A 25,350-nucleotide genomic window follows, 5' to 3' on the forward strand; every position below is an offset into this window, starting at 1 on the left:
GCACCGCCTAGCCCTGGGGGCGCTCAGGACGACGCGGCCAGCGTCAGCAACTGCACGTGGTCCAGCCGCAGGCGACTCTCGTCGTTGCGGGACGGGCCCTTGACCTGCTCGCCGGGATCGGCGGTGCGACGCAGCAGCGGCGCGGCCAGCGGTTGCCGGTCGGCGCCCAGCACGCTGGCCACCAGCGGCTGGCTGGCGCGCGAGCCGCGCTTCAGCACCACCGCGGTCTCGCCGTTGACCAGCTGCACGAAGCTGCCCGGCGGGTAGATGCCGAGCGCGCGCGTCAGCGCCACGCCGATGTCGTCGGCCGTGCCCTGGCTGCCCAGGCAGGCCTCGCGCATCGCCTGCATCGGCGGCAGGCCCTTGCGGGCCTTGCGCGGGCTCATGCGTGCCGTGAACACGTCGATGCGCTGCAGCAGCCGCGCCAGCCGCGCCGCCGGGTCGAGCGAACCCGGCGATGCCGGCGGCTCGTCGCCGTCCGCGGCCGGCGGCGCGGGCGGCGCGTGGTGCTGGCCGACGACGGCCAGCCACAGCGCGTCGGCGACGCCCAGCGCCGACAGCATCTCGGTGCTGCGTGCGCTGTGGCGGTCGATCGCCATGCGCTGGTCCAGCGTCGGCGTGCGTTCGCGGTAGACCAGTTCGTCCTGCAGCGCGGTGATGCTCAGGTTCATCGACAGCGCGGCCAGCGCCAGGCTGCGCTGCTCGGGCTCGGGCCAGCCGAGGTGCATCGCGCACTCGGCGACGACCGCCGTGCAGACCAGCGCGTGATGGCTGCTGTAGCGCTCCAGCGTACGCGCCGCGCCGTGGATCAGCAGGTAGAACAGGCCGTCGGGCGACTGCAGGCGCAGCGCGTCGAGGCGTTGCGCCAGCGCTCGAAGCCGATCGACCCACAGCGGGTCGTCGGGGGCATCGGCAAGCAGCAGGATCGCGAAGCGGTGCAGTTCCTGGACGGAGGCGACGAGCGCGGCGGCTTCGTCGGTGGCGGACGGGGCGGGGGAGGTTTCCTGGGCCGGCATGCGCGGGTCGGGGAGGACGGTCGGGAAGCCGGCGCGAACGAGGCGCCGGGCGGACGCGGCGAGGGTAGCGCATCGGGCGGCGCGCTGCAGCGCGCCAGAGGGCAGATTCGGTTGCGGCGGCCGCCGTTCGCGCTTAGCGTCGGTTGTCCCGGCGTTACCGCGCCACGTCCCGAGCCCCTGATTCCCTGCCCGCCATGAGCGATCCTCATTCGACCGAAGCCGAGTCCCCTTCTCCTGCCGACCGCGCTGCCGAGCCCGCTGCCGCACTCGACCCGCGTCGCCGCCGCCTTCTGGGCCTGGCCGCGATGTCGGCCGCGCTCGCCGCCGCCTGCGGTGGCGGCGGTGGCGGATCCCCGTCGCCCGCGCCGCCCCCGCCTCCGCCGCCGGCCCCGCCACCACCGGTCGTGCCGGTCGACGGGCCGCCGTGGCTGGGCTTCGCGCGCAATGCCCAGCACAGCGCGCTGAGCGGCATCGCCAGCCTGCCGCTGACGCGGCTGATCTGGAGCGCCGCGGTCGACCTGGCACCGCCGTACAACAACGGCGCGCTGCTGGCGCACTACGGTTCGCCGGTCATCACGCGCTACAACACCGTGCTCGTGCCGATCAAGATCAGCGGCGGCACGACGGCCGGCTTCCGCGTCGAGGCGCGCATCGGCGCCAACGGCCAGATGGTGTGGTCGCTCGACAGCGACTACCGCCTGCCGCCGTACAACTGGGTGCCGGCCTTCAACCTCGCGCAGGCGCCCGACGGCCCGCTGCTCATCCCCGACTCGGGCGGTCGCCTGCTGCTGCGCGAGGACCCCGACAACGCCAGCGGCGCGCAGCGCCACGCCGTCTTCTACGGCGAGGCCGCCTACGACGCCGCGCCGGCCACCTTCGACGCGACGGTCTTCATCAACACGCCGCTGACCACCGACAGCCAGGGCAATGTCTTCTTCGGCTTCGTGGTCACCGGGGCCAACCCGGCCGGGCTGACGGGCGGCGGCATCGCGCGCATCGGCGCCGACGGCGTGGCCACCTGGGTCAGTGCCGCCACCGCCGCGGCCGACGCGACCATCACCAAGGCGGCGATGAACAGCGCGCCGGCGCTGTCGGTCGACGAACGCACGCTCTACGTGGTGCTGAACAACGTGCCGGCGCCGGGCGCGCGCGCGGTCGGCCGGTTGCTGGCGCTGAATGCCGACACGCTGGCCGTGCTGACGCGCCGCGTGCTGCTGGACCCGCTGACCGGCGCGCCGTCCTGGGTCAGCGACAACGCGACCTCGTCGCCGCTGGTCGGCCCCGACGGCGACGTCTACATCGGCGTGCTCGAGTCCAACCCGCCGGCGCATGGCTTTCGCGGCTGGCTGCTGCACTTCGACGCGGCGCTGACGACGCTGCGCACGCCGGGCTCCTTCGGCTGGGACAACACGCCGTCGATCGTGCCGCGGGCGATGGTTCCGCAGTACGTCGGCCCGTCCAGCTACCTGCTGTGCGCCAAGTACAACAGCTACGGCGGCACCGGACCGGCGGGCGACGGCCGGCACCGCGTCGCCATCCTCGACCCCAACCAGACCCAGGTCGACGCGCCGTTCTCCGGCGCGACGGTGATGCGCGAGATCATCAGCATCCTCGGCATCACCCCGGACCCGAACTGGCCGGGCGGCGTCAAGGAGTGGTGCATCAACACCGCGGTGGTCGACCCGTTCACGAGCTCCGTGCTGATGAACAGCGAGGACGGCATCCTCTACCGCTGGCACCTGCCGACCAACGCATTCACCGAGAGCCTGCCGCTGAACAACGGCTACGCGCAGTCGTACACGCCCACCGCGATCGGGCCGGACGGGCGCGTCTACACGGTCAACAACGCGCGCTTGTTCTCCGTCGGAGTGTGAGTTGCCGGGTCAGCGGGCCTGCAGGGCCGATCTCTGCAGGCCGGCCCACTGCAGCGCTGCGAAGCCCAGCACCGCGACGATGTGCAGCGCGACGTAGGCCTCGCCCAGCGTCGTCGGCGTGACCCACTGCGTCGCCAGCAGCAGCACGCAGTCGATCGCCCACAGCAGGTTGCAGGCGATGACGAAGACGACCGCGCCGCGCGGCACGGCCTCGCGCGTCGCCAGCCACAGCAGTAGCGCGGCGTAGGGCAGCAGGGCCAGCCCGGCCAGCAGCAGCAGGGCGGACGGCAGGCCAAGCCGCGGCGCCAGCAGGCCGGCCCCGCCGACCATGAGGGCGGCGTTGGCGCCGCTGACCACCGCATCGAGCAGCAGGGCGCGGCGCAGCAGCAGGGAAGGGCGGAGAGTGCTCATGCGGACTCCAGGTGGCTTGCGAATGCCGTGATGGTCCGCATCGGCGTGCACGCCGGCCATGACCTGGCGGGTCATGCGCGCGGCGAGTCGGCTGCGCTATCGTCGCCCCATGCTCCTCACCTCGCCCACTTCGCACGCCGCGCAGCCGGTCGGCGCGCTGCTGCGCCAGTGGCGCCAGCGGCGCCGCATGAGCCAGCTCGACCTCGCGACCGAGGCCGAGATCTCGACCCGCCATCTCAGCTGCGTCGAGACCGGCCGTGCCGAACCCAGCCGCGCGATGCTGCTGCGCCTGGCCGATCAGCTGGAGGTGCCGCTGCGCGAGCGCAACGTGCTGCTCACGGCCGCCGGCTTCGCGCCGCTGTACCGCGAGCGCCCGCTGGCCGACCCGGCCCTGGCCGGTGCTCGCCAGGCGCTGGACCTGGTGCTGCGCGGCCACGAGCCGTATCCGGCGCTGCTGGTCGACCGGCACTGGAACCTCGTCGCGCACAACCGCGCCGTGCCGCCGCTGCTGGCCGGCATCGAGCCCGAGTTCCTCGCGCACCCCTGCAACGTGCTGCGCCTGAGCCTGCACCCGCGCGGCTTCGGCCCGCGCATCGGCAACCTCGCGCAGTGGCGCAGCCACCTGCTGCTGCGGCTGCGCCAGCAGGTCACGGCCTCGGGCGACGCGACCCTGCAGGCGCTGCTGGAGGAACTGCAGGCCATGCCGCTGCCGCCCGGCACGCCGCCGGACGAGCATCCGCTGCCCGACGGCGGTGTGATCGTGCCGCTGCAGTACGTGACGCCGGCCGGGACACTGAACCTGATCAGCACGACCACGGTCTTCGGCACGCCGGTGGACATCACCTTGTCCGAGCTGGCGCTCGAGACCTTCTTCCCGGCCGACGAGGCCACGGCCGCGGCCCTGCGGCAGTCGTTCGACGCGGCGCTGGCTCAGCTTCCTGTGTGAACCGCGGTGACCTTGCCGCGTGCATCGATCTCGCAGCGGTAGGTGAAGCGGATCGGGTTCATGCCGGGCGCGCGCTCGACCAGGCCATCGCCCTCGAGCGCGGTCTGCCGGTTGGGCGCCGGCTTGAGCTTGCGCGTGTCGGACAGGAAACTGATGCGGCCGGCCTGCGGATAGCGGCCGGTGACCGAGGTCGCCGCGGCGGACTCGCAGGCCTCGGGCGACAGGCGCGTCAGGTCGGGCTCCCAGGGCTTCTCGACCGCGGCGGTCGCGACGCCGGTTTCGCGGAACACCACGCCGCTGGTGGTGTTGGCGCTGCCGTCGTAGGCACAGCTGTAGGTGAAGGGCCGCGTGGCACCGGCGCTGCCGCGGTAGCGGCCTTCGCCGCGGAAGGCCGTCTCTTCGGCCGACTTGGGCAGCGCCACGCGGCGCGAGGCGATGAACTGCACGTCCTGCGCCGCGGCGCGCCCGCGCATGTCGCGGATGGTCTCGGCCACCGCGGCCTCGCAGGCCTCGGCGGCGGTCTTGCGCTTGTCGTCGGGCGTGGCCTGGGCCAGCGCGGCGGCGCACGGCAGGACCAGAGCCAGGGCAGGGAGCAGGCGCAGCTTCATGCCGGCATCTTGAACACATCGCCGGCCGAGGGCAAGCACCGAGACAGGGCGTTGCAAACGGGGCGGCTCACTCGCCGGGCGTGCAGCCCTCGCACGGCGGCCGCGCGTCGAGCGCCTTGCGCAGTTCGCGCAGCGCGGTGCGCAGGCCCTCCTCGATCACCGGGTGATAGAAGGGCTGGGCCAGCGCGTCGTCGACGGTCGCGCCGTGGCCGATGCTCCAGGCCAGCAGGTGGCCCAGGTGCTCGGCCGCGGGGCCGATCATCTCGGCGCCCAGCAGCCGGCGCGTGCCGCAGTCGGCATAGACGTGCAGCGCGCCGACGTTGCGGCCGATCACGCGGCTGCGGCCCTGGTTCTCGAAGCTGACGTGGCCGGTCGCGAACAGCACGCGCGCGTCGCTCAGCTCGCGATGGCTGCGGCCGGCCAGCATGATCTGCGGCTCGCTGAACACCACCGCCAGCGGCGTGCGGCGCGGCTGCGGCTGCACGTCGGGCCAGCGGCCGGCGTTGTCGCCGGCGATGTGGCCCTCGTCGGCGGCCTCGTGCAGCAGCGGCTTGTCGTCGGCCACGTCGCCGGCGATGAAGACGTGGCTGTCGCCGATGCGGCCGGTGGCCGGGTCGTGGCGCGGCACGCCGTCGTCGTCCAGGGCGTCGGCCGGCAGGCCCAGGTGCTCGAGCCCGATGTCGTCGATGTTGGGCCGGCGTCCGATGGCGGCGAGCAGGAAGTCGAAGCGCTCGCGCTCCTCGCCCTGCGGCGTGCGCCAGTGCAGGTCGACCGCGTCGCCGTCGCGCTGCAGGTGGAAGAACGTGGCCTCGCGCTGCAGCGGCAACTGGGTCTCGAAGATGCGCACGGCCTGCGCCGCGAGCACCGGGTCGGTCAGCGGACCGATGCGGCTGCCGCGGGCCAGCAGGCGCACGCGCACGCCCAGCCGGTGCAGCGCGTTCGCCAGCTCGAGTCCGATCACGCCGGCGCCGACCACCGCGACCGAGCGCGGCAGCTCGGTCCAGTCGAACACGTCGTCGTTGACGATCAGCCGCTCGCCCAGCGCGGTGCGCCACGCGGCCGGCACCTCGGGCCGCGACCCGGTGGCGATGACGAAGCGGCCGGCCCGCACGCGCAGCGCGCCGTCCGGTGTGTCGACGTGCAACTCGTTCGGCCCGGTGAAGCGCGCGCGGCCGCGCAGCAGGTGGCCGGGCTCGAGCGGTTGCATGTCCTCGAGCACGAAGCCGACGAAGCGGTCGCGCTCGCTGCGCACGCGGTCCATGACGCGGGCGCCGTCGACCTGGATGCCCTGCACGTCGATGCCGAAGCGGTGCGCGTGCCGCGCCGCGTGCGCGGCCTCGGCGGCGGCGATCAGCAGCTTGCTCGGCATGCAGCCCACGCGCGCGCAGGTCGTGCCCCAGGGGCCGGGGTCGATCATCAGCACCTGCGGCGTGTGCTGGCGCGCCGCGCGCCACGCGCTGAGGCCGGCGGAACCAGCGCCGAGGATCGCGACATCGACCTGGCGTGTCGGCATGATGGGTCCGGCTAGATCAGCCCATCGAACGGCAGCACATCCACATGCCCGCCCACCGGCACCGAGCCCTGCTCGTGGTGCAGCACCACCAGGCCGTTGGCCACGCTCATGCTGCGCAGGATGCCCGAGCCCTGGGCGCCGGTCAGCGCCAGGTCCCAGTCGCCGTCGGCCGCGCGCTGGACGATGCCGCGCTGGTACTCGGTGCGGCCCGGCTTCTTGCGGATCGGCTCCAGCGTGCGCGCGCGCAGCAGCGGCAGCGGGACCGGCGCGGCGCCGGACATGGCGAGCAGCGCCTCCCGCACGAAGGCATAGAAGGTCACCATCACCGCGACCGGATTGCCGGGCAGGCCGAACAGCACCGCCGACTTCGAGCCCGGGCCGTCGGCGGCGACGCGCCCGAAGGCCATCGGCCGGCCCGGCCGCATCGCGATGCGCCAGAACGCGACCTCGCCGAGCTGCGCCATCACGCGCTTGGTGTGGTCGGCCTCGCCGACGCTGACGCCGCCCGAGGTGATGATCGCGTCGGCGTTCTCGCAGGCGCTGCGGAAGGCCGCTTCCAGCGCCGCCGGGTCGTCGCGCACCACGCCGAGGTCGAGCACCTCGCAGCCCAGGCGCGTGAGCATCGCGTGGATCGTGTAGCGGTTGCTGTCGTAGACGCAGCCTTCGTCCAGCGGCTCGCCGATCGAGCGCAGTTCGTCGCCGGTCGAGAAGAAGGCCACGCGCAGGCGCCGCCACACCGGCAGCTCGGCGCGGCCCAGCGAGGCCGCCATGCCGATGTCGGCCGGCTTGAGGATGCGGCCCGCCGACAGCGCCGCCTCGCCGCGCGCCAGGTCCTCGCCGGCGAGGCGCCGGTTGTCGCCTGCGGCCACGACCCCCGGCGGCACGACGACGAGTCCGTCCTGCTGCTTCGTGAACTCCTGCGGGACGACCGTGTCCAGCCCGGCCGGCATCACCGCGCCGGTCATGATGCGCACGCACTCGCCGGCGCCCACGCTGCCCGCATAGGCCTGGCCGGCCAGGCCGGTGCCCGCGACGCGCAGGGCGGTCGGCGCATCGGTCTTCAGGTCGGCGGCGCGCAGTGCGTAGCCGTCCATCGCCGAGTTGTCGTGCGAGGGCACGTCGATGGTCGACACCAGGTCGGCGGCCAGCACGCGGCCGAGCGCGCTGCGGATCGCCAGCTTCTCGACCGCATTGACCCGCGGTACGAAGCGCCGGATGAAGTCCTGCGCCTGCGCCACCGTCAGCGCGTTCGGGTCGTAGCCGGCGACGCAGGAGGCGATCTCTTCGATCGAGGGCAGGGCGGGGGTGCTCATGGTGCGAATCGGCCGGTCACAGGTTCAGCAGCATCTGCGCCTTGTCGACGTAGCGCTCGCCGCGCGCGTCGGCGATGCGCAGCGCGCGCGGCAGCAGGCCGTAGCGCGTGAAGCCGGCCTGTTCGTACAGCTGCACCACGCGCGCGCTCGACGCGGTGACGCTGAGGAGGATCGTCTCCAGCCCCTGCGCCCGGCGCGCCTCGGCGATGCAGGCCGCGACCAGCGCGCGGCCGATGCCGTGCCCGGTGTGCGCCGGCAGCACCATCAGGCCGATCAGCGTGGCGGTGTGGCGCTTGAGCTTGGTCTCGCGCTCCAGCCCGACCGAGCCGATCAGCTGCGGCACCTGCGGCCCGTCGACGAAGGCGCCGAGCAGGAAGCTGCCGCCCAGCGGCTCGTTCAGGCCCAGGCGGCCCAGGTAGCTCTCGGGCGTGCGCGTGCGCTGCGTCTGGTGGTCCGACGTGAAGGCTTCGGGATGCAGCCGCAGGGCCTCGTCGCGCAGCGACTTGTAGGCGCCCAGGTCGGCCGGGCCGAGCTTGCGGATCGTCGCGGGCCTCGCAGGGGCCAGCCGGCGGGCGCGTACAAAGACGGCCGGTGTCTCAGCCACGACCGAGCTCCAGCTGGCGCAACTCGTTCAGCGTGTTGGCGTTGAAGAACGCAGCCGGCTCCGTGAAGTCGACCATCGCGCAGCGGTGCTGCGCGGTCCAGCGGTCGATCTTGCGGCCGCCGTCGTGGACGAACTTCACCAGGCTCTCCATCAGCGTGCCGTGCATCAGGCAGAACACCGGCTGCGGGCGCGGTGTGCCTTGCGGGTCCTCGCTGTCGGGCGCGCGGACCATCGCGATCTCGGCGTTCCCGGCCTCCAGCGCCTGCGCGAGCCGCGCCACCAGGTCGTCCGGAAAGTCCGGCGTGTCGCAGGGCACGGTGACGACCCAGGGCGTCTCGGCCCGCTCCAGCCCGACCAGGAAGCCCGACAGCGGCCCGGCGAAGTCCGCGTCGGCATCGGGCCAGACCGGCACGCCGAAGCTCTCGTAGGCGGCGAGATTGCGGTTGGCGTTGATCATCACCTCGCCGACCTGCGGCGAGAGCCGCATCAGCGTGTGCAACGCCAGCGGCACGCCGCGGTAGGGCTGCAGGCCCTTGTCGACACCACCCATGCGGCTGCCGCGGCCGCCGGCGAGGATGACGCCGGTGATCAGCGAGGGGTCCATCCCTTATCCGCCGATGTAGGACATCTCGACTTTTGCCGCAGCCGCCAGCTCGCCGGCGGCACTGCCGCGCAGCTCGGAGTAGCGGTCGTCGCGGCCCTGCCAGACCTGGCCGATCGCCGCGGCGATCTGCAGGTCGGTGTAGCCGGCCGGATCGCGGATCAGCGTGCGCAGGTCGTGGCCGCGGTGACCGAAGAGGCAGAGGTAGAGCTTGCCCTCGGTCGACAGCCGCGCGCGGTTGCAGTCGCCGCAGAAGGCCTGGGTCACGCTGGAGATCACGCCGACCTCGCCGCGACCATCCTCGTAGCCCCAGCGCTCGGCGGTCTCGCCCGGGGCGCTGGCTTCCAGCGCGCGCAGCGCAAAGTGCTCGTGGATGCGCGCGACCACCTGGGCCGACGGCAGCACCTCGTCCATGCGCCAGCCGTTGGTGATGCCGACGTCCATGTACTCGATGAATCGCAGCACCACCGCGCCGCCGAAGTTGTCGCGGAAGAAGCGCGCCATCGGCACGATCTCCTGGTCGTTGGTGCCGCGCTTGACGACCATGTTGACCTTGATCGGCGCCAGCCCGACCTTGGCGGCCGCTTCGATGCCTTCCAGCACCTCGGCCACCGGGAAGTCGACGTCGTTCATGCGGCGGAACACCGCGTCGTCCAGCGCGTCCAGGCTGACGGTGATGCGCTGCAGGCCGGCGTCCTTCAGCGCCTGCGCCTTGCGCGCCAGCAGCGAGGCATTGGTGGTCAGCGTCAGGTCCAGCGGCTCGCCGTCGGGCGTGCGCAACTGGCTGAGCTGCCCGATCAGGATCTCGAGGTTCTTGCGCAGCAGCGGCTCGCCGCCGGTCAGGCGCAGCTTGCGCACGCCGTGCAGCGTGAAGACCCGCGCCAGGCGCGTGATCTCCTCGAAGCTCAGCAGCTCGGCATGCGGCAGGAAGCGGTGGTCCTTGTCGAACACCTCCTTGGGCATGCAGTAGCTGCAGCGGAAGTTGCAGCGGTCGGTGACCGAGATGCGCAGGTCGCGCAGCAGGCGGCCGCGCCGGTCGGTCATCAGGCCATCGGGCGCCGGCGCGTCGCGCGGCACCGCCGGGCGTGCCGCGGCCTGGCGGTGGTCGATCAGGGGAATGCTGCGCTCGGCCATGCGGCGATTGTGCCGCGCGTGGCGGCCTCGGCCGCCGGCCGGGTCAATGCACCAGCAGGGGCTGCACCGAACCCGGGGGTGGGTTGAGGGTCGTGGGGCCGGCGCCGGCCGGCGCGGCGGTGGAGACGAAGGCCGGCGCGGCCGGCACCGGGGCAGGCGCGACGCTCGCCGTCTCGGCCGTCGGCAGGCTGGCGCGGCGCGCGCCGTTGTAGCGCTTGCTCCAGTAGGCCACGCGCATGTCCTCGACCCGCACCTGGCCGCCGGTGCGCGGCGCGTGGATGAACTTGCCGTCGCCGACGTAGATGCCGACGTGCGAGAACGCAGCCCGCAGCGTGTTGAAGAACACCAGGTCGCCCGGCTCCAGCTCGTCGCGCTTGACGGCGGCCAGGCCCGGCGCCTTGGCCTGCTCGGCGGAACGACGCGGCAGCACCAGGCCGATGCTCGACTCGAAGACGTGGCGCGTGAAGCCGCTGCAGTCGAAGCCGGTCTCGACCGAGTTGCCGCCGCGCCGGTAGTCGACACCGAGGAAGTTCATCGCCGCGACGACCAGTTCCGAGGCCCAGTTCGAGGCCTGCACCGCGCGCTCGCGCACCTGCTGCGTCAGCGGCAGGTCGGCCCGGGCCGGGTCGAGCAGGCCGCGCTCGAGCAGGAAGCCCTTGATCGCGTCGCCGCTGCTCGGCTCGGCCCGCGCACTGCCGGCCCCCAGGCACAGCGCCGCGGCCAGGGCCAGCAGCAGCGGTCGGGCGGTCGAATGGCGGGCGAGCATGGCCGCGACCTTAGCGGCCTGCCGCCCGGGGCGTCAAGCGGAAAAGCCTTGCCTTACAAGCACTTAACTCGCTTTGCTCAAGACCGTGAGGGGCGCACGACACGGCCCGCGACCTACACTGCGGCCTCCGCAGAGAACCCACAGGAGACGGTCGGCATGTTCAAGGCACTGGTGCTCGACAAGGGCGAGGCAGGCTTCCGCGCGGAGCTGCGCGAAGTCGACGACGGCTTCCTGCCGGTCATCGACGGCGGCGGCGACGTGACCGTCGCGATCGACTACTCGACGCTCAACTTCAAGGACGGCCTGGCCATCACCAACCGCTCGCCGGTCGTGCGCAGCTGGCCGATGGTGGCCGGCATCGACGGCGCCGGCACCGTGATCGACAGCCATCACCCGGCCTGGAAGCCCGGTGACCGCGTGGTGCTCAACGGCTTCGGCGTCGGCGAGACGCACAAGGGCTGCCTCGCCGGCAAGGCGCGCCTCAAGGGCGACTGGCTGGTGCGCCTGCCCGATGCCTTCACGCCCAGGCAGGCGATGGCGATCGGCACCGCGGGCTACACCTCGATGCTCTGCGTGCTGGCGCTCGAGCGCTACGGCATCAAGCCGGGCGACGGCGAGATCCTGGTCACCGGCGCTACCGGTGGCGTCGGCTCGGTCGCCATCGCGCTGCTGGCCAAGCTGGGCCACAAGGTGATCGCCGCCACCGGCAAGGCCAGCGAGGCCGACTACCTGACGAAGCTCGGCGCCGCCGGCATCGTCGACCGCGCCGAACTGGCCGCCCCCGGCAAGCCGCTGCAGAAGGAACGCTGGGCCGCGGTGGTGGACGCGGTCGGCAGCCACACGCTGGTCAATGCCTGCGCGCAGACGCGCTACGGCGGCGCCGTCGCCGCCTGCGGCCTGGCCCAGGGCCTGGACTTCCCCGCCACGGTGATGCCCTTCATCCTGCGCGGCGTCGCGCTGCTGGGCGTGGACAGCGTGATGGCGCCGATCGCGCGACGCCAGGAAGCCTGGGCTCGCCTCGCGCGCGACCTGGACCCGGCGCTGCTGCAGTCGATGACGACCGAGATCGGACTCGACGAAGCCATCGTCAAGGCCGAGGAGCTGATGCAAGGCAAGGTGAGGGGGCGGATTGTCGTGCGGACTTCGGGCTGATTGCTCTTCGTCCGTGGAGCGCTCGCGCCGAGCCGGGGCACTGCACTGCGCTCATGTCCCCCGACGCTTGCTGAACGCTTGCGTCTCCTCCTTTACTTCGCTCCGTGCAGTACCCCGACTCGGCGCTCGGGCGGCGCCGTCGCTCCTCGCCGCACGCGGTGGTGGAGCTGGCACTCCCGCCAGCCGCGCTCAGTCCGACCGCGTCGTCTTCGGCAGATCCACCATCACCGCCTGCCCCGGCGCGCTGCACCCCTGGTCGCAGCACCTGCCGGGCTGCCGGTTCTTCGTGATCGCCCGCGTCTCGTCATGCAGGACCCCGCGATCCAGCAAGCGTTCGACCAGCTCCACCTTGCTGCCGACCGGATAGTTGCGCCAGATCTCCTGCTTCATCGCCGCCGGTGAGCCGCCGCCGTGCAGGCTGATCACCGAGTACCAGCCGCCTTGATACGAAGCAGTCAGGTCCTCGATGAAGCGCGCGACCTCGATGCGCTTGTCGTAGGGCACGGCGGGGTTGGCGCGCAGCACCTCGGCCAGCGTCGCGGCGGTGGCGGGGTTGTGGTCCTCGTCCGGGCCGGGGAGTGCCACGATCAGGCCGCCCGAGACCTCGTGTGCCAGGCGGTGCATGTCGTAGATCTGCGTGGCCAGCAGCAGCTTGCCGATGTTGGCGAACACCGGCTCGGGCATGAAGTTGCCGGCATGCGCGTCTTGCGTGCCGTAGACGCTGGCCGCCACGCCGCAGGCGTAGAAGCCCTCGGTGATCTTGATCAGCTCGACCATGGGCTCGCGCAGGTTGCTCTTCTCGCCGGGGTCGAAGCCGTTGGCCTCGCACATCAGCGCGCCGGCGCCGATCAGCAGGTCGCCGAAGCCGGCGCGCGCGGCGATGCAGCTGTGGCGGTGGTGGGTGGCGTAGCTGTAGGTGAGCACGTGGCTGTGCTCCCATTCCCCCGCGTAGAACACGCGCTCCCAGGGCACGAAGACCTTGTCGAAGATCAGCACCGCGGTGGACTGCCCGTACCTGCGCGAGAACAGGGCGCTGCCGTGTTCCAGCTTCTCGCCGGGCCGGCCGGCGGGGCGCGAGACGATGGTCAGGCCGGCCACGTCGATCGGCACCGCGCAGCACACCGCGAAATCGGCATCGGCCTCGCCCATGTTGCGGCTGGGCATGAGCAGGATCTCGTGCATGTAGGGCGCGCCCGTGACGATGGCCTTGGTGCCGCTGATGACGATGCCCTGGGCGTTGCGCTCGACCACGTGCACATAGGTGTCGGGGTTGGCCTGCTGGTGCGGCTTGCGGCTGCGGTCGCCCTTGGCGTCGGTCATCGCGATGCCGAGCGACAGGTCCTCGTCCTGCACATGGGCCAGGTAGGCGGCGAAGCGGGCGCGGTGCTCGGTGGACCCTTTCGCGTCGTCGATGCGCGCCGTCACCTGGGCCAGCGCGTTCAGCGCGTCGTGGGCCAGGTAGCGCTGCGCGCAGCCGGTTTCCTGGCACAGCAGGCGCACCGCTTCCAGCTTGTTCAGCAGGTCGCCGGCCGACTCGTCGATGTGCAGCATGCGGTTGACCTGCCGGCCGCGGCTGGCCTGGGAGGCCAGCGCCACCGGCGCCAGCTTCGCGTCGTGCGCGAAGTCGTAGGTGTAGGCCAGGGCGTTGACGCCGGGTTGCAGCGACGGCGCGTCGGCCACCGAGTCGATGCGCTGGCCGTCGACATGGACCGTCGGCTTGTAGCGGCGCAGCGACTCGCGGTAGTCGGTGCCGGTCATCAGCGTGGCGGGTGGGGCGGCGACGGCGGGTGTGTGGGGGGCGTTCATGGTTCGGGTCGTGCGGTGGACTGAGGGCATTTGAGCAGTTCCCGGCTGGCGGCCCAAGGCTACATTTCCCTGATGAACAACTCCCCCGACGCCGCCGCCTCGATGTCCGCCGCGCGCAGCGTGCTGGTGCTCGTCGACTACCAGCACCGGCTGATGCCGCAGATCCACGGCGGCGCTCAGGCCGTCGCACGCGCGCTGCGCCTGGCCGACGCGGCGCGCGAGCTGGGCGTGCACATCGTCGGCACCGAGCAGAACCCCGCCGGCCTCGGCCCCAACGACGAGGCGGTGCGTCAGCGCTGCGCAAGCACGCTGTCGAAAATGCACTTCGACGCCTGCGAGGACGGGCTGCTGGACCTGCTGGGCGGTGATCCCGTCAACAGCACCGCCGAAGTAGTGGTCGCCGGCTGCGAGGCGCATGTCTGCCTGCTGCAGACCGCCCTGGGCCTGCTGCGCGCCGGTCGGCGCGTGTGGGTCGTGGCCGATGCCTGCGCGTCGCGGTCGGCCCAGGACCACGCCCTCGCGATGCAGCGGCTGCAGCGGGCCGGCGCGACCCTCGTCTCGACCGAGATGGTGGTCTTCGAGTGGCTGCGCAGCTGCACCCATCCGCGATTCAAGCCGGTGCTGGCCCTGGTCAAGGCGCGCATCGAGTGAACAAGAACGACACGGAGACGACCCGCATGGACTACGCCGCCTTCTACCGCCGCTCGGTCGAGCAGCCCGACGCCTTCTGGACCGAGCAGGCGCAGCTGATCGACTGGCACACGCCCTTCACCACCGTCTGCGACGACTCGAATCCGCCGTTCGCGAACTGGTTCGTCGGCGGCACCACCAACCTCTGCCACAACGCGGTGGACCGCCACGTCGCCACGCGCGGCGACCAGAACGCGCTGATCTGGGTGTCGACCGAGGTCGACAAGGAAATCATCTACAGCTTCCGCGAGCTGCAGGCCGAAGTGCAGCGCATGGCCGCGATCCTGCTGGAGCAGGGCGTGAAGCGCGGTGACCGCGTGCTGATCTACATGCCGATGATTCCCGAGGCCGCGTTCGCGATGCTGGCCTGCGCGCGCATCGGCGCCGTGCATTCGGTGGTGTTCGGCGGCTTCGCCAGCGTCAGTCTCGCCAGCCGTATCGAGGACGCCGAGCCCACGCTGGTGGTCAGCGCCGATGCCGGCAGCCGCGCCGGCAAGGTCGTGCCCTACAAGCCGCTGCTCGACGAGGCGCTGAAGCTGTCCAAGCACAAGGTCCCCAAGGTGCTGCTGGTCGATCGCGGCCTCGCGGCCATGGAGCGCACGGCCGATCGCGACGTGGACTACGGGCCGCTGCGCGAGAAGCACCTCGACACCCCCGTGCCGGTCACCTGGCTCGACTCCACCGCCATCAGCTACACGATCTACACCAGCGGCACCACCGGCCGGCCCAAGGGCGTGCAGCGCGACACCGGCGGCTACGCCGTGGCGCTGGCCGCCAGCATGAAGCACATCTTCCTGGGCAATGCCGGCGAGACCTACTTCAGCACCAGCGACATCGGCTGGGTGGTGGGCCACAGCTACATCGTCTACGGCCCGCTGATCGCCGGCATGGCGACGATCATGTACGAGGGCCTGCCGATCCGCCCCGACGCCGCCATCTGGTGGAGCCTGGTCGAGAAGTACAAGGTCACGTCGATGTTCAGCGCGCCCACCGCGGTGCGCGTGCTGAAGAAGCAGGACCCGGCGGCGCTGAAGAAGCACGACCTCAGCTCGCTGCGCGCGCTGTTCCTGGCCGGCGAGCCGCTGGACGAGCCGACCGCGCAGTGGATCGCCGAGGCCCTGGGCCGCCCGATCATCGACAACTACTGGCAGACCGAGACCGGCTGGCCGCTGCTGACCATCGCCAACGGCGTGCAGACGCAGAAGTCCAAGTTCGGCAGCCCCGGCATCCCGATGTACGGCTACAAGGTCAAGCTGGTGCACGAGAGCACCGGCGAGGAACTGACCACCGCCAACCAGAAGGGCGTGGTCGTCATCGAGGGCCCGACGCCGCCCGGCTTCATGCAGACCGTGTGGCGCGACGACGCGCGCTTCGTCAATACGTACTGGAAGAGCATCCCCGGGAAGCTCGTGTACTCGACCTTCGACTGGGGCATCAAGGACGAGGACGGCTACTACTTCATCCTGGGCCGCACCGACGACGTGATCAACGTCGCCGGCCACCGCCTGGGCACGCGCGAGATCGAGGAAAGCATCTCCAGCCACCCCAACGTGGCCGAGGTCGCGGTGGTCGGCGTGGCCGACCAACTGAAGGGCCAGGTCGCGATGGCCTTCGCGATCGCCAAGGACGCATCGGCGCTCGGCGACGCCGCGGCGCGGATGAAGCTCGAAGGCGAGGTGATGAAGCTCGTCGACAGCCAGCTCGGCGCCGTCGCCCGGCCGTCGCGCGTGCACTTCGTGACCGCGCTGCCCAAGACGCGCTCCGGCAAGCTGCTGCGCCGCGCCATCCAGGCCGTGGCCGAAGGGCGCGATCCCGGCGACCTGACGACGATCGAGGATCCGGGTGCGCTGGAGCAGGTGCGGGGGGCGCTGAAGGCCTGATCGGCCGACGGCGCCATCGCGCCGCCGTCGTCAGCAGCGCCCCGCCGCCTTGTTCAGCGCATTGCAGGCCGCGGGCGCCGGGGTCGTGGCGCCGCCGCCGGCCGCGGTGCAGATCGCCTCGGAGTGCGGTGTCTGGCCGAAGGACATCGCGCGCTGGAAGCCGGTGGCCGAGTACATGTAGCACTTGTAGCTCGCGCCGTCCCGGGCCTTCACGCTGTAGTCGATGCGGCCGCCGGTGCCCTCGACCTGGTTCGAGATCGTGAAGCTGCCCGTCGGTCGGCCGATCGCGGACGAGGTCTTCTGCTCGATGCCGGCCTGGTCGATCGTCGCAGCGCAGCCGCCGATGCCGGCGAGCGCGGCGAGCACGAGGCTGGAACGGTGGAACGTGGAGGCGATGTTTCTCATGTCGTGGACGTCATGCGCAGTGGTGGGATCGGCTGGATGCTAGGAGCCGGTGCGGCTGCGCTCCATAGCACCATCGGGCAGGTGCGCGGTAATTTGCAGCACCGCCTCGACCACGCGCGCCGGCGCTTCGATCTGCGGCCAGTGGCCGACGGCGGCCAGGCTCACGATGTCGGCATCGGGCAGCAGCTCGCGGTAACGCTCGGCCATGTGCCGGCCCGAGTTGGGATCCGCCGCGCCGTTGATCAGGCGCCGCGGCGGCCCGGCCTCGCGCAGCGTGGCGACCAGGCGATCGCGCTGCGCCAGCCGGTCCACCCAGAAGCGCCCGACCGCATGCGCGACGCGGCGGCCGTCGTGGTGTTCCAGCAGCTGCCAGAAGTCGTCGATCAGCCCGGGCGCCGGCGCGTGGCCGGGCCCGAACAGCGAGCGGATCGCGCGCTCGAAGGCGCGACGCGGCACGCGCGGCCCGATCCAGCGGCCCAGCGGCGACGCCAGCAGGCGCTGGATCGGCCGCGGCCGGTAGGCCTCCGGACAGAGACCGCCGTTCAGCATGACCAGCGACTCGACGCGGCAGCGCCCCGGCCCTTCGCGCTGCCGCGCCAGCAGCTCCTGCGCGATGCTCACGCCCAGGTCGTGCGCCAGCACGTGGACGCGCGCGATGCCGTGGTGCGTCAGCAGCGCCTCGATCATGTCGGCGTGATCGGCGATGCCGTAGCGGTGGCCCGCCGGCTTGTCCGACCAGCCCAGCCCCAGCAGGTCCGGCGCCAGCAGGCGGTGACGTGCGGCCAGCGCGTCCCAGACCGCGAACCAGTCGTAGGAGCCGGTCGGGTAGCCGTGGATCAGCAGCAGCGGCGGGCCGCTGCCGGCCTCGGCCACGAAGATGCGATGCCCGCGCCACAGGAAGCAGGCGCCGCCGCGGCGCCAGTCGTGCAGGCGCGCGCTGCCGCCGGCGCCCGCCATCAGCGGCCCGACGCGTAGCGCCGCACGACGATCTCGCTGCCGCTGGCGGGAAACAGCTGCGACCAGGCCAGCACGGCGTTGCCGCTCTCGTTCATCGCCAGCGCCGGGCCGAAGGCCAGGTCGGCATAGGCCTCGACGGCGGCGGCCGCCGTCCAGCCGCTGCCCGGCACGAGGCGCGAGGCGACGAGATCCAGGCTGTCCGGGTCGCCCCAGGCCGCGATGGCGCCGCCGGTGTCGTCGATGCCGAGCGCCGGTGGCGCGGTCCATGCGCGGGAGCCGGCCGGGCGCAGCGTGGCAGGGCTGCCGAAGCTGCCGTCGGCCGCTGCGGTCGCTGCGCTGAGCGAGGTGTCGAACCCCACCCACGCCACCGCAGCGGCGCCGGCAGCATTGACGCGCAGCAGCGGCGTGCTGATGGTGCCCTGCGTGTTGGGCACGGCGGGCGCGACGCGCGCTGCGCTCGACGACCAGCCGCCGCCGGCGTAGCGCTTGAACCAGATCGCGTCGTTCGCCACGCCGCCGCCGATGTCGAGCTGGCCCCAGACGAGCAGCGCGTTGCCGCGTGCGTCGGCCGCGAGGTCGTGACGGCCGATGGACTGCGCCGTGCCGGCGTCGGCCACCAGCTGCGTCGCCGTGCCCCAGTTGCCGCCGGCGTAGCGGTTGGTCCAGAGGTCGGCGCTGATGCCGTTGGAGCGCTTCCAGACCGCGACCGCGTCGCCGGCCGGCGTCACCGCGACGATCGGATCGCCGTCGACGCTGCCGGTCACCTCGTTGGTCTCGATGAGTGCGGCGCTGCCCCAGCCGCCGGCGGCGCTGTAGCGGTTGGCGTAGATGCTGAAGCGCGGCCCCGGGCCGATCTGCGACCAGACGGCCACCGCGTTGCCGCTCGCGTCGACGCCGACGCTGCTGACGCCGACCATGCCGGCGCCGGTCTCGGCCCGCGCGGCCGTGCCCCAGCCGCTGGACGGGTCGAGCGGGCGCGCGTGCAGGTCCACCGTTGCACCGGCCTGGATCCACACCAGCATGCCGCGACCGCTGCTGCGGTCCACGGCGAGCCGCAGCTCGGAGACGTTGCCCGGATTGATCTCCAGGCGCTCCGGCGTGCTCCAGGCGCTGCCGCCCAGCGAGCGGCTGCCCCACAGGTGGTACTGGGCGGTCCCCGGCTCGAGCCGCCGCCAGACGGCGGTGGCACGACCCGCGGCATCGATGGCGACCACCGGGTCGGCGGCGCCGCTGCCCGCGAGCCGCACCAGATCGCCCCAGCCGCCGGCGGGCGGCGCGGCCTGGAAGCGCGCGGTGGTGGTGCGCGCTGCGTTCATCGCCAGCGTGCAGGTCGAGGCGGTGCCGGCGCATGCACCGTCCCAGCCGGTGAAGACCTGGCCGACCGCCGGCGTGGTGGTCAGCGTGACCGAACTGCCGGCGTCGAAGGACGCGCGGCAGGCGCTGCCGCAATCGATGCCGGCCGGCTGCGAGCGCACGCTGCCGGACCCGCTGACACCGACCAACAGCTCCACGCGCTGCGGCGTGCCGCCGATCGGGCCCGTGCCGCCCCCGCCGCCGCAGGCCGCCAGCACGGCCATCGACCCCAGCACCACGAGACCCGCCCACACCCTGCGCTCACGCATCGAATCGCTCCCGGACCCAAGATGCGCGGCATGCTAGGCAGCCGGAGCCGTGGCTCCAATAGCACCATCGGGCAGGCCGTCGCGATCAGTCCGCGGTCGAGAACGATTGGCTCAGGAAGGCGCGCAGCTGCACCGCGCGCACGGGCTTCACCATCACCGACAGGCCTTCGGCCTGCGCGCGCCGCATGGCCGCACTGCCGACATCGCCGGTCGCGATGACGGCCGGCAAGTCGCCGCCCAGCCGCGCGCGCAGCGCGTGCACCGCGTCGATGCCGCTGGCGCCGTCGGCCAGGCGCAGGTCCACGACGGCGGCCTCGGGCCGAAAGCCCGCCTCGATGCAGGCCAGCCCGTCGGCCAGGCCTTCGGCGCCGCGCGCGTCGCAACCCCAGGACCGCAACAGGCCGAGCAGGGCCAGGCGCGAGTCGGCGTCGTCCTCGATGACGAGGACGCGCCGCACCGGCAGCAGCGACTCGGCGCCGTCGGCCGGCGGCAGCGCGTCGGTCGCTGCGCCGGCGACGATGGGCAGCACGAAGGAGAAGACGCTGCCGCGGCCCGGCGCCGACTGCACCGCGACCTCCAGCGACAGCAGTTCGCCGAGCCGCTGCACCGTCGCGAGGCCCAGTCCCAGACCCAGGCGCCGGTCGCGCGCCGGATTGCCGACCTGGTAGAACTCCTCGAAGATGCGCGGCAGATGCTCTTCGGCGATACCGATGCCGGTGTCCTCGACGACGACGTGCAGGCGCTCGTCGCGCACCGTCGCCGCGACGCGGACCGAGCCCTGCGCGGTGTAGCGGATCGCATTGGCGACCAGGTTCGACAGCACGCGCATCAGCAGCGTGCGGTCGCTGCGCACGGCGGCCGCTTCGATCGCCGTCGAGAACTGCAGCCCCTTCGCGCGGGCCGAGGTCTCGTAGATCCGGCAGCACTCGCGGATCAGGTCGGCGGCGGGAAACACCGACCACTGCGGCGTCATGTGCCCGCCGTCGAGGCGCGTGATCTCGAGCAGGTCGTCGACCACCTCGGTCATGCCATCGACGCAGTCGCTCAGGTGGCGGGCGATCTCGGGCGAGGCCGCTGCACCGTCGCGCGCCAGCAGGGTCTGCGACAGCAGGCCCATGGCGTGCAGGGGCTGGCGCAGGTCGTGGTTGGCGGCGGCGAAGAAGCGCGTGCGCGCCGCGCTGGCCGACTCGGCCGCACGCAGGGCGGCATCGCTGCGGGCGTTCTCGCGCTGCAGCGCCTCGATCAGCTCGGCGTTGCGGCGGCGCTGCTCGTGGATCTGGAGCAGCGCGCCCGACTGGTTGCGGCCGCTGACCAGCGCATAGACCGTGATCAGGAACACCAGCATCGCCATCAGCGCGTGGTGCGGGTTGCCGGTCATCAGGTCGCGCAGGATCAGCGGGCCCAGCACCAGCAGGACGTGGGCATACAAGGTCCGGCGAAAGCCCGGCAGGCGCACCGAGCCGCCCATCGCGATCGCCACCAGCGTGATGTGCAGGATGGCCTCGGCCTCGGCACTGCCCGGCGTGGCCAGCACCACGGGCAGCAGTCCCCACTGCGCGGCGTGGACGTAGGTGCTGGCGAGCCAGCCGCGCCGCCAGCCGTGGCTCGTCAGTGCCGCGGGGCGCAGGTGGGTCGCGTAGAGCGCAGCCACCAGCCGCATCGTGCTGATCGCGCAGAAGGCGACCAGCCAGGCGGTCAGCGGCGACCGCGTCGGCGGCGCGTACTCGACGTAGCAGATCACCGCGCCGAGCGTGCTGAGCAGCCAGGCCGCCGGCGTGGTGCGGACCAGCCGCTCCAGCTGGTCGACCTCCGGCGCGGCCGCAGGCGCCGGGTTGATCGGGCACTGCGCCGCCGGCATCTACAGCAGGCCCAGATCGCGCGCCTGCACCAGCAGGTGCGTGCGGTTGCGCGCGCCGGTCAGGGCCAGCAGCCCGGTGATGTGCAGCTTGACGGTGCGCTCGGCGATGCCCAGCTCGTCGGCGATCTGCTTGTTCTGCCGGCCTGCGGCGACCAGGGCCAGGACCTCGAGCTGGCGCGCGGTCGGGCCGGTGCCGCGGGCCGCGACCGGCGCGAGTCCGTGCGACGGGAAACACTCGCCGCCCCGCACGATGGACTGCAGGGCCGCGATCAGCTCGGCCATCGGCATCGACTTGCCGAAGAAGCCGGCAGCACCCGCGGTGCGCGCCCGCACCGCGAGCGCCGGGTCTTCGTCGCCCGAGATCAGCACGCGCGCCACCAGCGGATGGCGCACACCGAAGCGCCGCAGGCCGTCGAGACCGTTGTCGCCGCCCAGGCGGTAGTCGATCAGCACGCAGTCCAGCGCCGGCCAGCGGTCGGCGAGCTCCAGACCCTGCTCGAGGTTCAGCACGGTTCGCACGTCGACGCCCGGGCTGCCGTGCGCCAGCGCATGGACGAAGCCCAGGCCGAACAGCGGATGGTCGTCGACGAGCAGCAGGTTCATCGGGTGGGCAGGCGGGCGCGGTCGGCGAGGAAGCGGCGATTGTCTTTCGAGAAGTCGTCGTGCAGAGCTGCCCCAAAGGGCAGGTCGGCCCGAGACGCGCTCGGGCAAGAGACCGCGCCTGCAAGCCTTGCCGTTCAGGTCTAGGATCGTTGTCTTCACTGCAGGGAGCCCACCATGACCAGCCTCACCCTCAATGGCAAGGTGACCACCGTCGCCGCGCCGGAAGACACGCCCTTGCTCTGGGTCCTGCGCGACCACCTCGGCCTGACCGGCACCAAGTTCGGTTGCGGCATGGCGCTGTGCGGTGCCTGCACCGTGCACCTCGACGGCACGCCGGTGCGTGCCTGCCAGACACCGCTGTCGGCCGCCAAGGGCCGCAAGATCACCACCATCGAGGCCATCGGCGCCACGCCCGTCGGCAAGGCTGTGCAGGCCGCGTGGATGAAGATCGGCGTCGCGCAGTGCGGCTACTGCCAGTCGGGCCAGATCATGACCGCGACGGCGCTGCTGCAGGCCAACCCCAAGCCCAGCGACGCCGAGATCGACGCCGCGATGAGCGGCAACATCTGCCGCTGCGGCACCTACACGCGCATCCGCACCGCGATCAAGACCGCCGCCGGTCAGGGAGACGCAGCATGAACGCGCCGCACGATCTGCCTGTGCAAGCAGCCGGCACCAGCCGCCGCAGTTTCCTCAAGGGCGTGCCGCTGACCGGCCTGGTGCTGGTGGTCGGGATGCCGGGCCCGGCCGCCGCGGCCGAGCCGCAGAAGTACGGCGGCGACGCGATGCCCGAGGGCCTGCGCGACAGCCCCAGGATCTTTGTCTCGATCGCGCCGGACGGCACGGTCAGCATCGTCGTCAACCGCGCCGAGATGGGGCAGGGCGTGCGCACCAGCCTGCCGAAGATCGTCGCCGACGAACTGGAGGCCGACTGGAAGCGCGTGCGCGTGGTCCAGGCGCCGGGCAACGAGGCGAAGTACGGCAACCAGGACACCGACGGCTCGCGCAGCACGCGCCATTGGTTCGACCCGATGCGCCGCTGCGGCGCCAGCGCGCGGACCATGCTGGAACAGGCCGCCGCCGCGCGCTGGAAGGTGCCGCTGGCCCAGGTGCGCGCGAAGAACCACGAGGTGGTGCACGTGCCCACGGGCCGCAAGCTCGGCTACGGCGCGCTGGCGCTGGCGGCGGGCAAGCTCGACGTGCCGCCGGCCGCCAGCGTCAAGCTCAAGGACCCCAGCGAGTTCCGCTACATCGGCAAGGAAGACACCTACCTCACCGACGGCCTGGCGATCGTGACCGGCAAGACCCAGTACGGGATCGACACCCGCCTGCCCGGCATGCTGTACGCGGTGATCGCGCGCCCGCCGGTGATGGGCGGCAAGGTGAAGAGCTTCGATGCCGCCGCTGCGTTGAAGGTGCCGGGTGTCGTCAAGGTCTACGCGATGGACGGCGCGCCGCCGCCGTCGGAGTTCCAGCCGATCGGCGGCGTGGTCGTGGTGGCCAAGGACACCTGGGCCGCGATCAAGGGCCGCAGCCTGCTGAAGATCGACTGGGACGACGGCCCCCACGGCAGCTACGACTCGGCCGCCTTCCGCGCCCAGCTCGAGGCTGCGGTCCTCAAGCCCGGCGGCAAGGTGGTGCGCAACGACGGCGACGCCTACGCCGCGCTGTCCAGGGCCGCGAAGAAGGTCGAAGCCAGCTACTACGTGCCGCACCTCGCGCACGCCGCGATGGAGCCGCCGGCCGCGACCGCGCGCATCGTGGGCGGCGCCTGCGAGGTCTGGGCCTGCGTGCAGTCGCCGCAGGCCGCGCACGACCGCATCGTCAAGCGGCTGAACCTGCCGAAGGACAAGGTCACCGTCCACGTGACGCTGCTGGGCGGCGGCTTCGGGCGCAAGTCCAAGCCAGACTTCATCGTCGAGGCGGCGCTGGTCTCCAAGGAGATGGGTGGCCGGCCCGTCAAGCTGACCTGGACCCGCGAGGACGACCTGCACCACGACTACTTCCACACCGTGTGCGCGCAGCGGCTGGAAGCGGGCCTGGACGCCAGCGGCAAGCTCACGGCCTGGCTGCACCGCAGTGCCGAGCCGACCATCGTCTCCATTTTCGCGCCCGACCCCAAGACGCTGGCGCCCTTCGAGCTGGGCCTGGGCCTGACCAACCTGCCGCTGGCGATCCCGAACGTGCGCATCGAGAACCCCGAGGCGACCGCGCACGCCCGCATCGGCTGGCTGCGCGCCGTCAGCAACATCCAGCACGTCTTCGCGACGCAGTCCTTCATCGCCGAGATCGCGCAGGCCCAGGGCAAGGACCACCGCGACCTGCTGCTGGAACTGCTGGGCCCAGACCGCAAGCTCGACCCGGTGAAGCTGGGCGACCCGTGGAACCACGGCGAGTCGCCCGAGCGCTACCCGGTCGACACCGGTCGGTTGCGCCGGGTGGTCGAGCGCGTGACCAAGGAAGCCAACTGGGGCCGCAAGCTGCCCGCCGGCCAGGGCCTGGGGCTCGCCGCGCACTACAGCTTCGTCAGCTACATCGCGGCGGTGATCGAGGTGAGCGTCGACGCCAAGGGCCAGCTGACGATCCCGCGCATCGACGTGGCCGTGGACTGCGGCCCGGTCGTCAACCCGGACCGCGTGCGCTCGCAGATCGAGGGCGCCTGCATCATGGGCATCAGCCAAGCGGTCGTGAGCGAGATCACCTTCAAGAACGGCCGCGCCGAGCAGGGCAACTTCCACCAGTTCGAGGTGGCGCGCATGAACCTGGCGCCACGCAAGATCGCCGTGCACATCCTGCCCTCGGCCCCGGACGTGCCGCTGGGCGGTATCGGCGAGCCCGGCGTGCCGGTGGTCGCGCCGGCGCTGATGAACGCCATCGCCGTGGCCACCGGCAAGCGGATTCGGCAGTTGCCGCTGCGGGCGCAGCTGGGGACGGCGAGCAGCTAGCTGCTGGCGGCGTGATGGTCAGGGTCCGCACGCCGGGAGGCGTGCGGGCTTGAGTGCCAGAGCGGCTTGGGGGCTTTGACTGAGTGTCGCCTTGCGACCCATCAGAGACACCCATCCCGCTGTCCCGCTCGTCTACAAGCCGACGTTCGACAGTGCCACCATCCCGTGCTCAGCTTGCCGGCGTGGCAAGAGCCAAGGGTCAACCGCTCGGTCACAACCGATCCGGCAAGCGGCGAGAGGTGGATAGATGCGCTGCCTTGTCGCGCGCAGCGCGAAGACTGGGTCTCGGGCGGGAGATCCGTCGACATGGCGAGTCCGATCCAATCCATCCGGACGATCCGATCGGGTACCGAGGTGCGCTTCAGCGCCTGGGCGACACGGGTGCGAATGCGGACCTCAAGGCGGCGCTCAGGTCGACATCCAGAGACCCAACGCCCTTGATCACGAAGGTGCCGCCGTTGCGCCATTGCGTGCGGGTATCCATCAGGCGCTCCCCGTCGGTGCGTCGGAGCACGCGAACGTCGATGACAACCTCGGTGCCGCCCTCGATGAGCATCGGCAGTCCTACCAGCAGCCGCGGCCCCAGCTCGCAGTTCGGATCCTGGAAGGCGACGCCGCCTGTCTCCCGGATGAGGCGGTTGCCGAA

The 25,350-nt window shown here is 72.1% G+C and carries 23 protein-coding genes; 7 read left to right on the forward strand and 16 right to left on the reverse strand.

Annotated features, from left to right (window positions below):
- Positions 1-23: 23 nt before the first annotated feature.
- Positions 24-1,016 carry an HD domain-containing phosphohydrolase gene (locus tag QZV97_RS02820; protein WP_295638096.1) on the reverse strand — a complete coding sequence of 331 codons (993 nt, stop codon included), beginning with the start codon at positions 1,014-1,016 and terminating at the stop codon, positions 24-26.
- Between the two features lie 194 nt (positions 1,017-1,210).
- On the opposite strand from QZV97_RS02820, the gene QZV97_RS02825 reads away from it, so the two are divergent.
- Positions 1,211-2,890 carry a hypothetical protein gene (locus tag QZV97_RS02825; protein ID WP_295638100.1) on the forward strand — a complete coding sequence of 560 codons (1,680 nt, stop codon included), beginning with the start codon at positions 1,211-1,213 and terminating at the stop codon, positions 2,888-2,890.
- A gap of 9 nt (positions 2,891-2,899) precedes the next feature.
- Here the strand turns inward: QZV97_RS02825 and QZV97_RS02830 are convergent, their stop codons facing one another.
- Entirely contained in the window at positions 2,900-3,301 is a 402-nt protein-coding gene (locus QZV97_RS02830; protein ID WP_295638104.1) for a hypothetical protein, read from the reverse strand.
- Between the two features lie 109 nt (positions 3,302-3,410).
- Here QZV97_RS02830 and QZV97_RS02835 point away from each other — a divergent pair, with 109 nt between their 5' ends.
- Positions 3,411-4,247: a helix-turn-helix domain-containing protein gene (locus QZV97_RS02835; protein ID WP_295638107.1), complete on the forward strand. Its 837-nt coding sequence runs from the start codon at positions 3,411-3,413 to the stop codon at positions 4,245-4,247.
- Here the strand turns inward: QZV97_RS02835 and QZV97_RS02840 are convergent.
- From QZV97_RS02840 to QZV97_RS02870, 7 genes are all read right to left on the reverse strand, one after another.
- Complete coding sequence (locus tag QZV97_RS02840; RefSeq protein ID WP_295638110.1) at positions 4,232-4,855, reverse strand: hypothetical protein; 624 nt, start codon at positions 4,853-4,855, stop codon at positions 4,232-4,234. The two genes, QZV97_RS02835 and QZV97_RS02840, sit on opposite strands and share 16 nt — an antisense overlap.
- 67 nt (positions 4,856-4,922) lie before the next feature.
- Positions 4,923-6,368 carry a dihydrolipoyl dehydrogenase gene (locus QZV97_RS02845; protein ID WP_295638112.1) on the reverse strand — a complete coding sequence of 482 codons (1,446 nt, stop codon included), beginning with the start codon at positions 6,366-6,368 and terminating at the stop codon, positions 4,923-4,925.
- Between the two features lie 11 nt (positions 6,369-6,379).
- Positions 6,380-7,681 (reverse strand): gephyrin-like molybdotransferase Glp, encoded by a 1,302-nt coding sequence (glp, locus tag QZV97_RS02850; RefSeq protein ID WP_295638115.1) that lies wholly within the window; start codon positions 7,679-7,681, stop codon positions 6,380-6,382.
- Between the two features lie 16 nt (positions 7,682-7,697).
- A complete protein-coding gene (locus QZV97_RS02855; RefSeq protein WP_295638118.1) occupies positions 7,698-8,285 on the reverse strand; it encodes a GNAT family N-acetyltransferase in 588 nt (195 codons plus the stop codon).
- Positions 8,278-8,889: a molybdenum cofactor guanylyltransferase MobA gene (gene mobA / locus QZV97_RS02860; RefSeq protein ID WP_295638121.1), complete on the reverse strand. Its 612-nt coding sequence runs from the start codon at positions 8,887-8,889 to the stop codon at positions 8,278-8,280. Before mobA ends, QZV97_RS02855 begins: the two co-directional genes overlap by 8 nt.
- Positions 8,890-8,892: 3 nt before the next feature.
- Positions 8,893-10,020 (reverse strand): GTP 3',8-cyclase MoaA, encoded by a 1,128-nt coding sequence (moaA, locus tag QZV97_RS02865; protein WP_295638123.1) that lies wholly within the window; start codon positions 10,018-10,020, stop codon positions 8,893-8,895.
- A gap of 43 nt (positions 10,021-10,063) precedes the next feature.
- Positions 10,064-10,786 carry a C40 family peptidase gene (locus tag QZV97_RS02870; protein WP_295638126.1) on the reverse strand — a complete coding sequence of 241 codons (723 nt, stop codon included), beginning with the start codon at positions 10,784-10,786 and terminating at the stop codon, positions 10,064-10,066.
- Between the two features lie 156 nt (positions 10,787-10,942).
- Here QZV97_RS02870 and QZV97_RS02875 point away from each other — a divergent pair, with 156 nt between their 5' ends.
- Entirely contained in the window at positions 10,943-11,938 is a 996-nt protein-coding gene (locus QZV97_RS02875) for an MDR family oxidoreductase (protein ID WP_295638129.1), read from the forward strand.
- 189 nt (positions 11,939-12,127) lie between these two features.
- On the opposite strand, the gene QZV97_RS02880 is transcribed toward QZV97_RS02875, so the two are convergent.
- Positions 12,128-13,744, reverse strand: a complete 1,617-nt coding sequence (locus tag QZV97_RS02880; RefSeq protein WP_295638132.1) for a 4-hydroxyphenylacetate 3-hydroxylase N-terminal domain-containing protein — start codon at positions 13,742-13,744, stop codon at positions 12,128-12,130.
- A gap of 72 nt (positions 13,745-13,816) precedes the next feature.
- On the opposite strand from QZV97_RS02880, the gene QZV97_RS02885 reads away from it, so the two are divergent.
- Both QZV97_RS02885 and QZV97_RS02890 read left to right on the forward strand, forming a co-directional pair.
- Positions 13,817-14,395 (forward strand): isochorismatase family protein, encoded by a 579-nt coding sequence (locus QZV97_RS02885; protein ID WP_295638135.1) that lies wholly within the window; start codon positions 13,817-13,819, stop codon positions 14,393-14,395.
- Positions 14,392-16,314: a propionate--CoA ligase gene (locus QZV97_RS02890; protein WP_295638140.1), complete on the forward strand. Its 1,923-nt coding sequence runs from the start codon at positions 14,392-14,394 to the stop codon at positions 16,312-16,314. Before QZV97_RS02885 ends, QZV97_RS02890 begins: the two co-directional genes overlap by 4 nt.
- Before the next feature lie 30 nt (positions 16,315-16,344).
- On the opposite strand, the gene QZV97_RS02895 is transcribed toward QZV97_RS02890, so the two are convergent.
- The 5 genes from QZV97_RS02895 to QZV97_RS02915 all read right to left on the reverse strand — a co-directional run bounded on the left by QZV97_RS02895 (position 16,345) and on the right by QZV97_RS02915 (position 21,759).
- A complete protein-coding gene (locus QZV97_RS02895; protein ID WP_295638143.1) occupies positions 16,345-16,719 on the reverse strand; it encodes a hypothetical protein in 375 nt (124 codons plus the stop codon).
- 39 nt (positions 16,720-16,758) lie between these two features.
- On the reverse strand, positions 16,759-17,676 hold the full coding sequence (locus QZV97_RS02900; protein WP_295638146.1) for an alpha/beta hydrolase: 918 nt from the start codon (positions 17,674-17,676) through the stop codon (positions 16,759-16,761).
- A complete protein-coding gene (locus QZV97_RS02905; protein ID WP_295638149.1) occupies positions 17,676-19,298 on the reverse strand; it encodes a hypothetical protein in 1,623 nt (540 codons plus the stop codon). Before QZV97_RS02905 ends, QZV97_RS02900 begins: the two co-directional genes overlap by 1 nt.
- Before the next feature lie 85 nt (positions 19,299-19,383).
- Positions 19,384-21,156: a hybrid sensor histidine kinase/response regulator gene (locus tag QZV97_RS02910; RefSeq protein WP_295638152.1), complete on the reverse strand. Its 1,773-nt coding sequence runs from the start codon at positions 21,154-21,156 to the stop codon at positions 19,384-19,386.
- Positions 21,157-21,759, reverse strand: coding sequence for a response regulator transcription factor (locus QZV97_RS02915; protein WP_295638155.1), 603 nt, complete (start codon positions 21,757-21,759; stop codon positions 21,157-21,159).
- Positions 21,760-21,933: 174 nt separating this feature from the next.
- Between QZV97_RS02915 and QZV97_RS02920 the strand changes: the two genes are divergently transcribed.
- Together QZV97_RS02920 and QZV97_RS02925 are read left to right on the forward strand one after the other, a co-directional pair.
- On the forward strand, positions 21,934-22,398 hold the full coding sequence (locus tag QZV97_RS02920) for a (2Fe-2S)-binding protein (protein ID WP_295638159.1): 465 nt from the start codon (positions 21,934-21,936) through the stop codon (positions 22,396-22,398).
- Positions 22,395-24,704 carry a xanthine dehydrogenase family protein molybdopterin-binding subunit gene (locus QZV97_RS02925; RefSeq protein WP_295638162.1) on the forward strand — a complete coding sequence of 770 codons (2,310 nt, stop codon included), beginning with the start codon at positions 22,395-22,397 and terminating at the stop codon, positions 24,702-24,704. Before QZV97_RS02920 ends, QZV97_RS02925 begins: the two co-directional genes overlap by 4 nt.
- 361 nt (positions 24,705-25,065) lie before the next feature.
- On the opposite strand, the gene QZV97_RS02930 is transcribed toward QZV97_RS02925, so the two are convergent.
- The coding region (locus tag QZV97_RS02930) for a hypothetical protein (protein ID WP_295638165.1) at positions 25,066-25,350 on the reverse strand (285 nt) is incomplete at its 5' end.

This window comes from uncultured Methylibium sp. (assembly GCF_902826655.1).
GTDB lineage: Bacteria > Pseudomonadota > Gammaproteobacteria > Burkholderiales > Burkholderiaceae_C > Methylibium.

Excerpts from the sequence above, each read along its gene's own strand:
- QZV97_RS02820 (WP_295638096.1), bottom strand. The coding sequence starts at position 1,016 with ATGCCGGCCCAGGAAACCTCCCCCGCCCCGTCCGCCACCGACGAAGCC.
- QZV97_RS02825 (WP_295638100.1), top strand. The coding sequence starts at position 1,211 with ATGAGCGATCCTCATTCGACCGAAGCCGAGTCCCCTTCTCCTGCCGAC.
- QZV97_RS02830 (WP_295638104.1), bottom strand. The coding sequence starts at position 3,301 with ATGAGCACTCTCCGCCCTTCCCTGCTGCTGCGCCGCGCCCTGCTGCTC.
- QZV97_RS02835 (WP_295638107.1), top strand. The coding sequence starts at position 3,411 with ATGCTCCTCACCTCGCCCACTTCGCACGCCGCGCAGCCGGTCGGCGCG.
- QZV97_RS02840 (WP_295638110.1), bottom strand. The coding sequence starts at position 4,855 with ATGAAGCTGCGCCTGCTCCCTGCCCTGGCTCTGGTCCTGCCGTGCGCC.
- QZV97_RS02845 (WP_295638112.1), bottom strand. The coding sequence starts at position 6,368 with ATGCCGACACGCCAGGTCGATGTCGCGATCCTCGGCGCTGGTTCCGCC.
- glp (WP_295638115.1), bottom strand. The coding sequence starts at position 7,681 with ATGAGCACCCCCGCCCTGCCCTCGATCGAAGAGATCGCCTCCTGCGTC.
- mobA (WP_295638121.1), bottom strand. The coding sequence starts at position 8,889 with ATGGACCCCTCGCTGATCACCGGCGTCATCCTCGCCGGCGGCCGCGGC.
- moaA (WP_295638123.1), bottom strand. The coding sequence starts at position 10,020 with ATGGCCGAGCGCAGCATTCCCCTGATCGACCACCGCCAGGCCGCGGCA.
- QZV97_RS02870 (WP_295638126.1), bottom strand. The coding sequence starts at position 10,786 with ATGCTCGCCCGCCATTCGACCGCCCGACCGCTGCTGCTGGCCCTGGCC.
- QZV97_RS02875 (WP_295638129.1), top strand. The coding sequence starts at position 10,943 with ATGTTCAAGGCACTGGTGCTCGACAAGGGCGAGGCAGGCTTCCGCGCG.
- QZV97_RS02880 (WP_295638132.1), bottom strand. The coding sequence starts at position 13,744 with ATGAACGCCCCCCACACACCCGCCGTCGCCGCCCCACCCGCCACGCTG.
- QZV97_RS02885 (WP_295638135.1), top strand. The coding sequence starts at position 13,817 with ATGAACAACTCCCCCGACGCCGCCGCCTCGATGTCCGCCGCGCGCAGC.
- QZV97_RS02895 (WP_295638143.1), bottom strand. The coding sequence starts at position 16,719 with ATGAGAAACATCGCCTCCACGTTCCACCGTTCCAGCCTCGTGCTCGCC.
- QZV97_RS02900 (WP_295638146.1), bottom strand. The coding sequence starts at position 17,676 with ATGGCGGGCGCCGGCGGCAGCGCGCGCCTGCACGACTGGCGCCGCGGC.
- QZV97_RS02905 (WP_295638149.1), bottom strand. The coding sequence starts at position 19,298 with ATGCGTGAGCGCAGGGTGTGGGCGGGTCTCGTGGTGCTGGGGTCGATG.
- QZV97_RS02910 (WP_295638152.1), bottom strand. The coding sequence starts at position 21,156 with ATGCCGGCGGCGCAGTGCCCGATCAACCCGGCGCCTGCGGCCGCGCCG.
- QZV97_RS02915 (WP_295638155.1), bottom strand. The coding sequence starts at position 21,759 with ATGAACCTGCTGCTCGTCGACGACCATCCGCTGTTCGGCCTGGGCTTC.
- QZV97_RS02920 (WP_295638159.1), top strand. The coding sequence starts at position 21,934 with ATGACCAGCCTCACCCTCAATGGCAAGGTGACCACCGTCGCCGCGCCG.
- QZV97_RS02925 (WP_295638162.1), top strand. The coding sequence starts at position 22,395 with ATGAACGCGCCGCACGATCTGCCTGTGCAAGCAGCCGGCACCAGCCGC.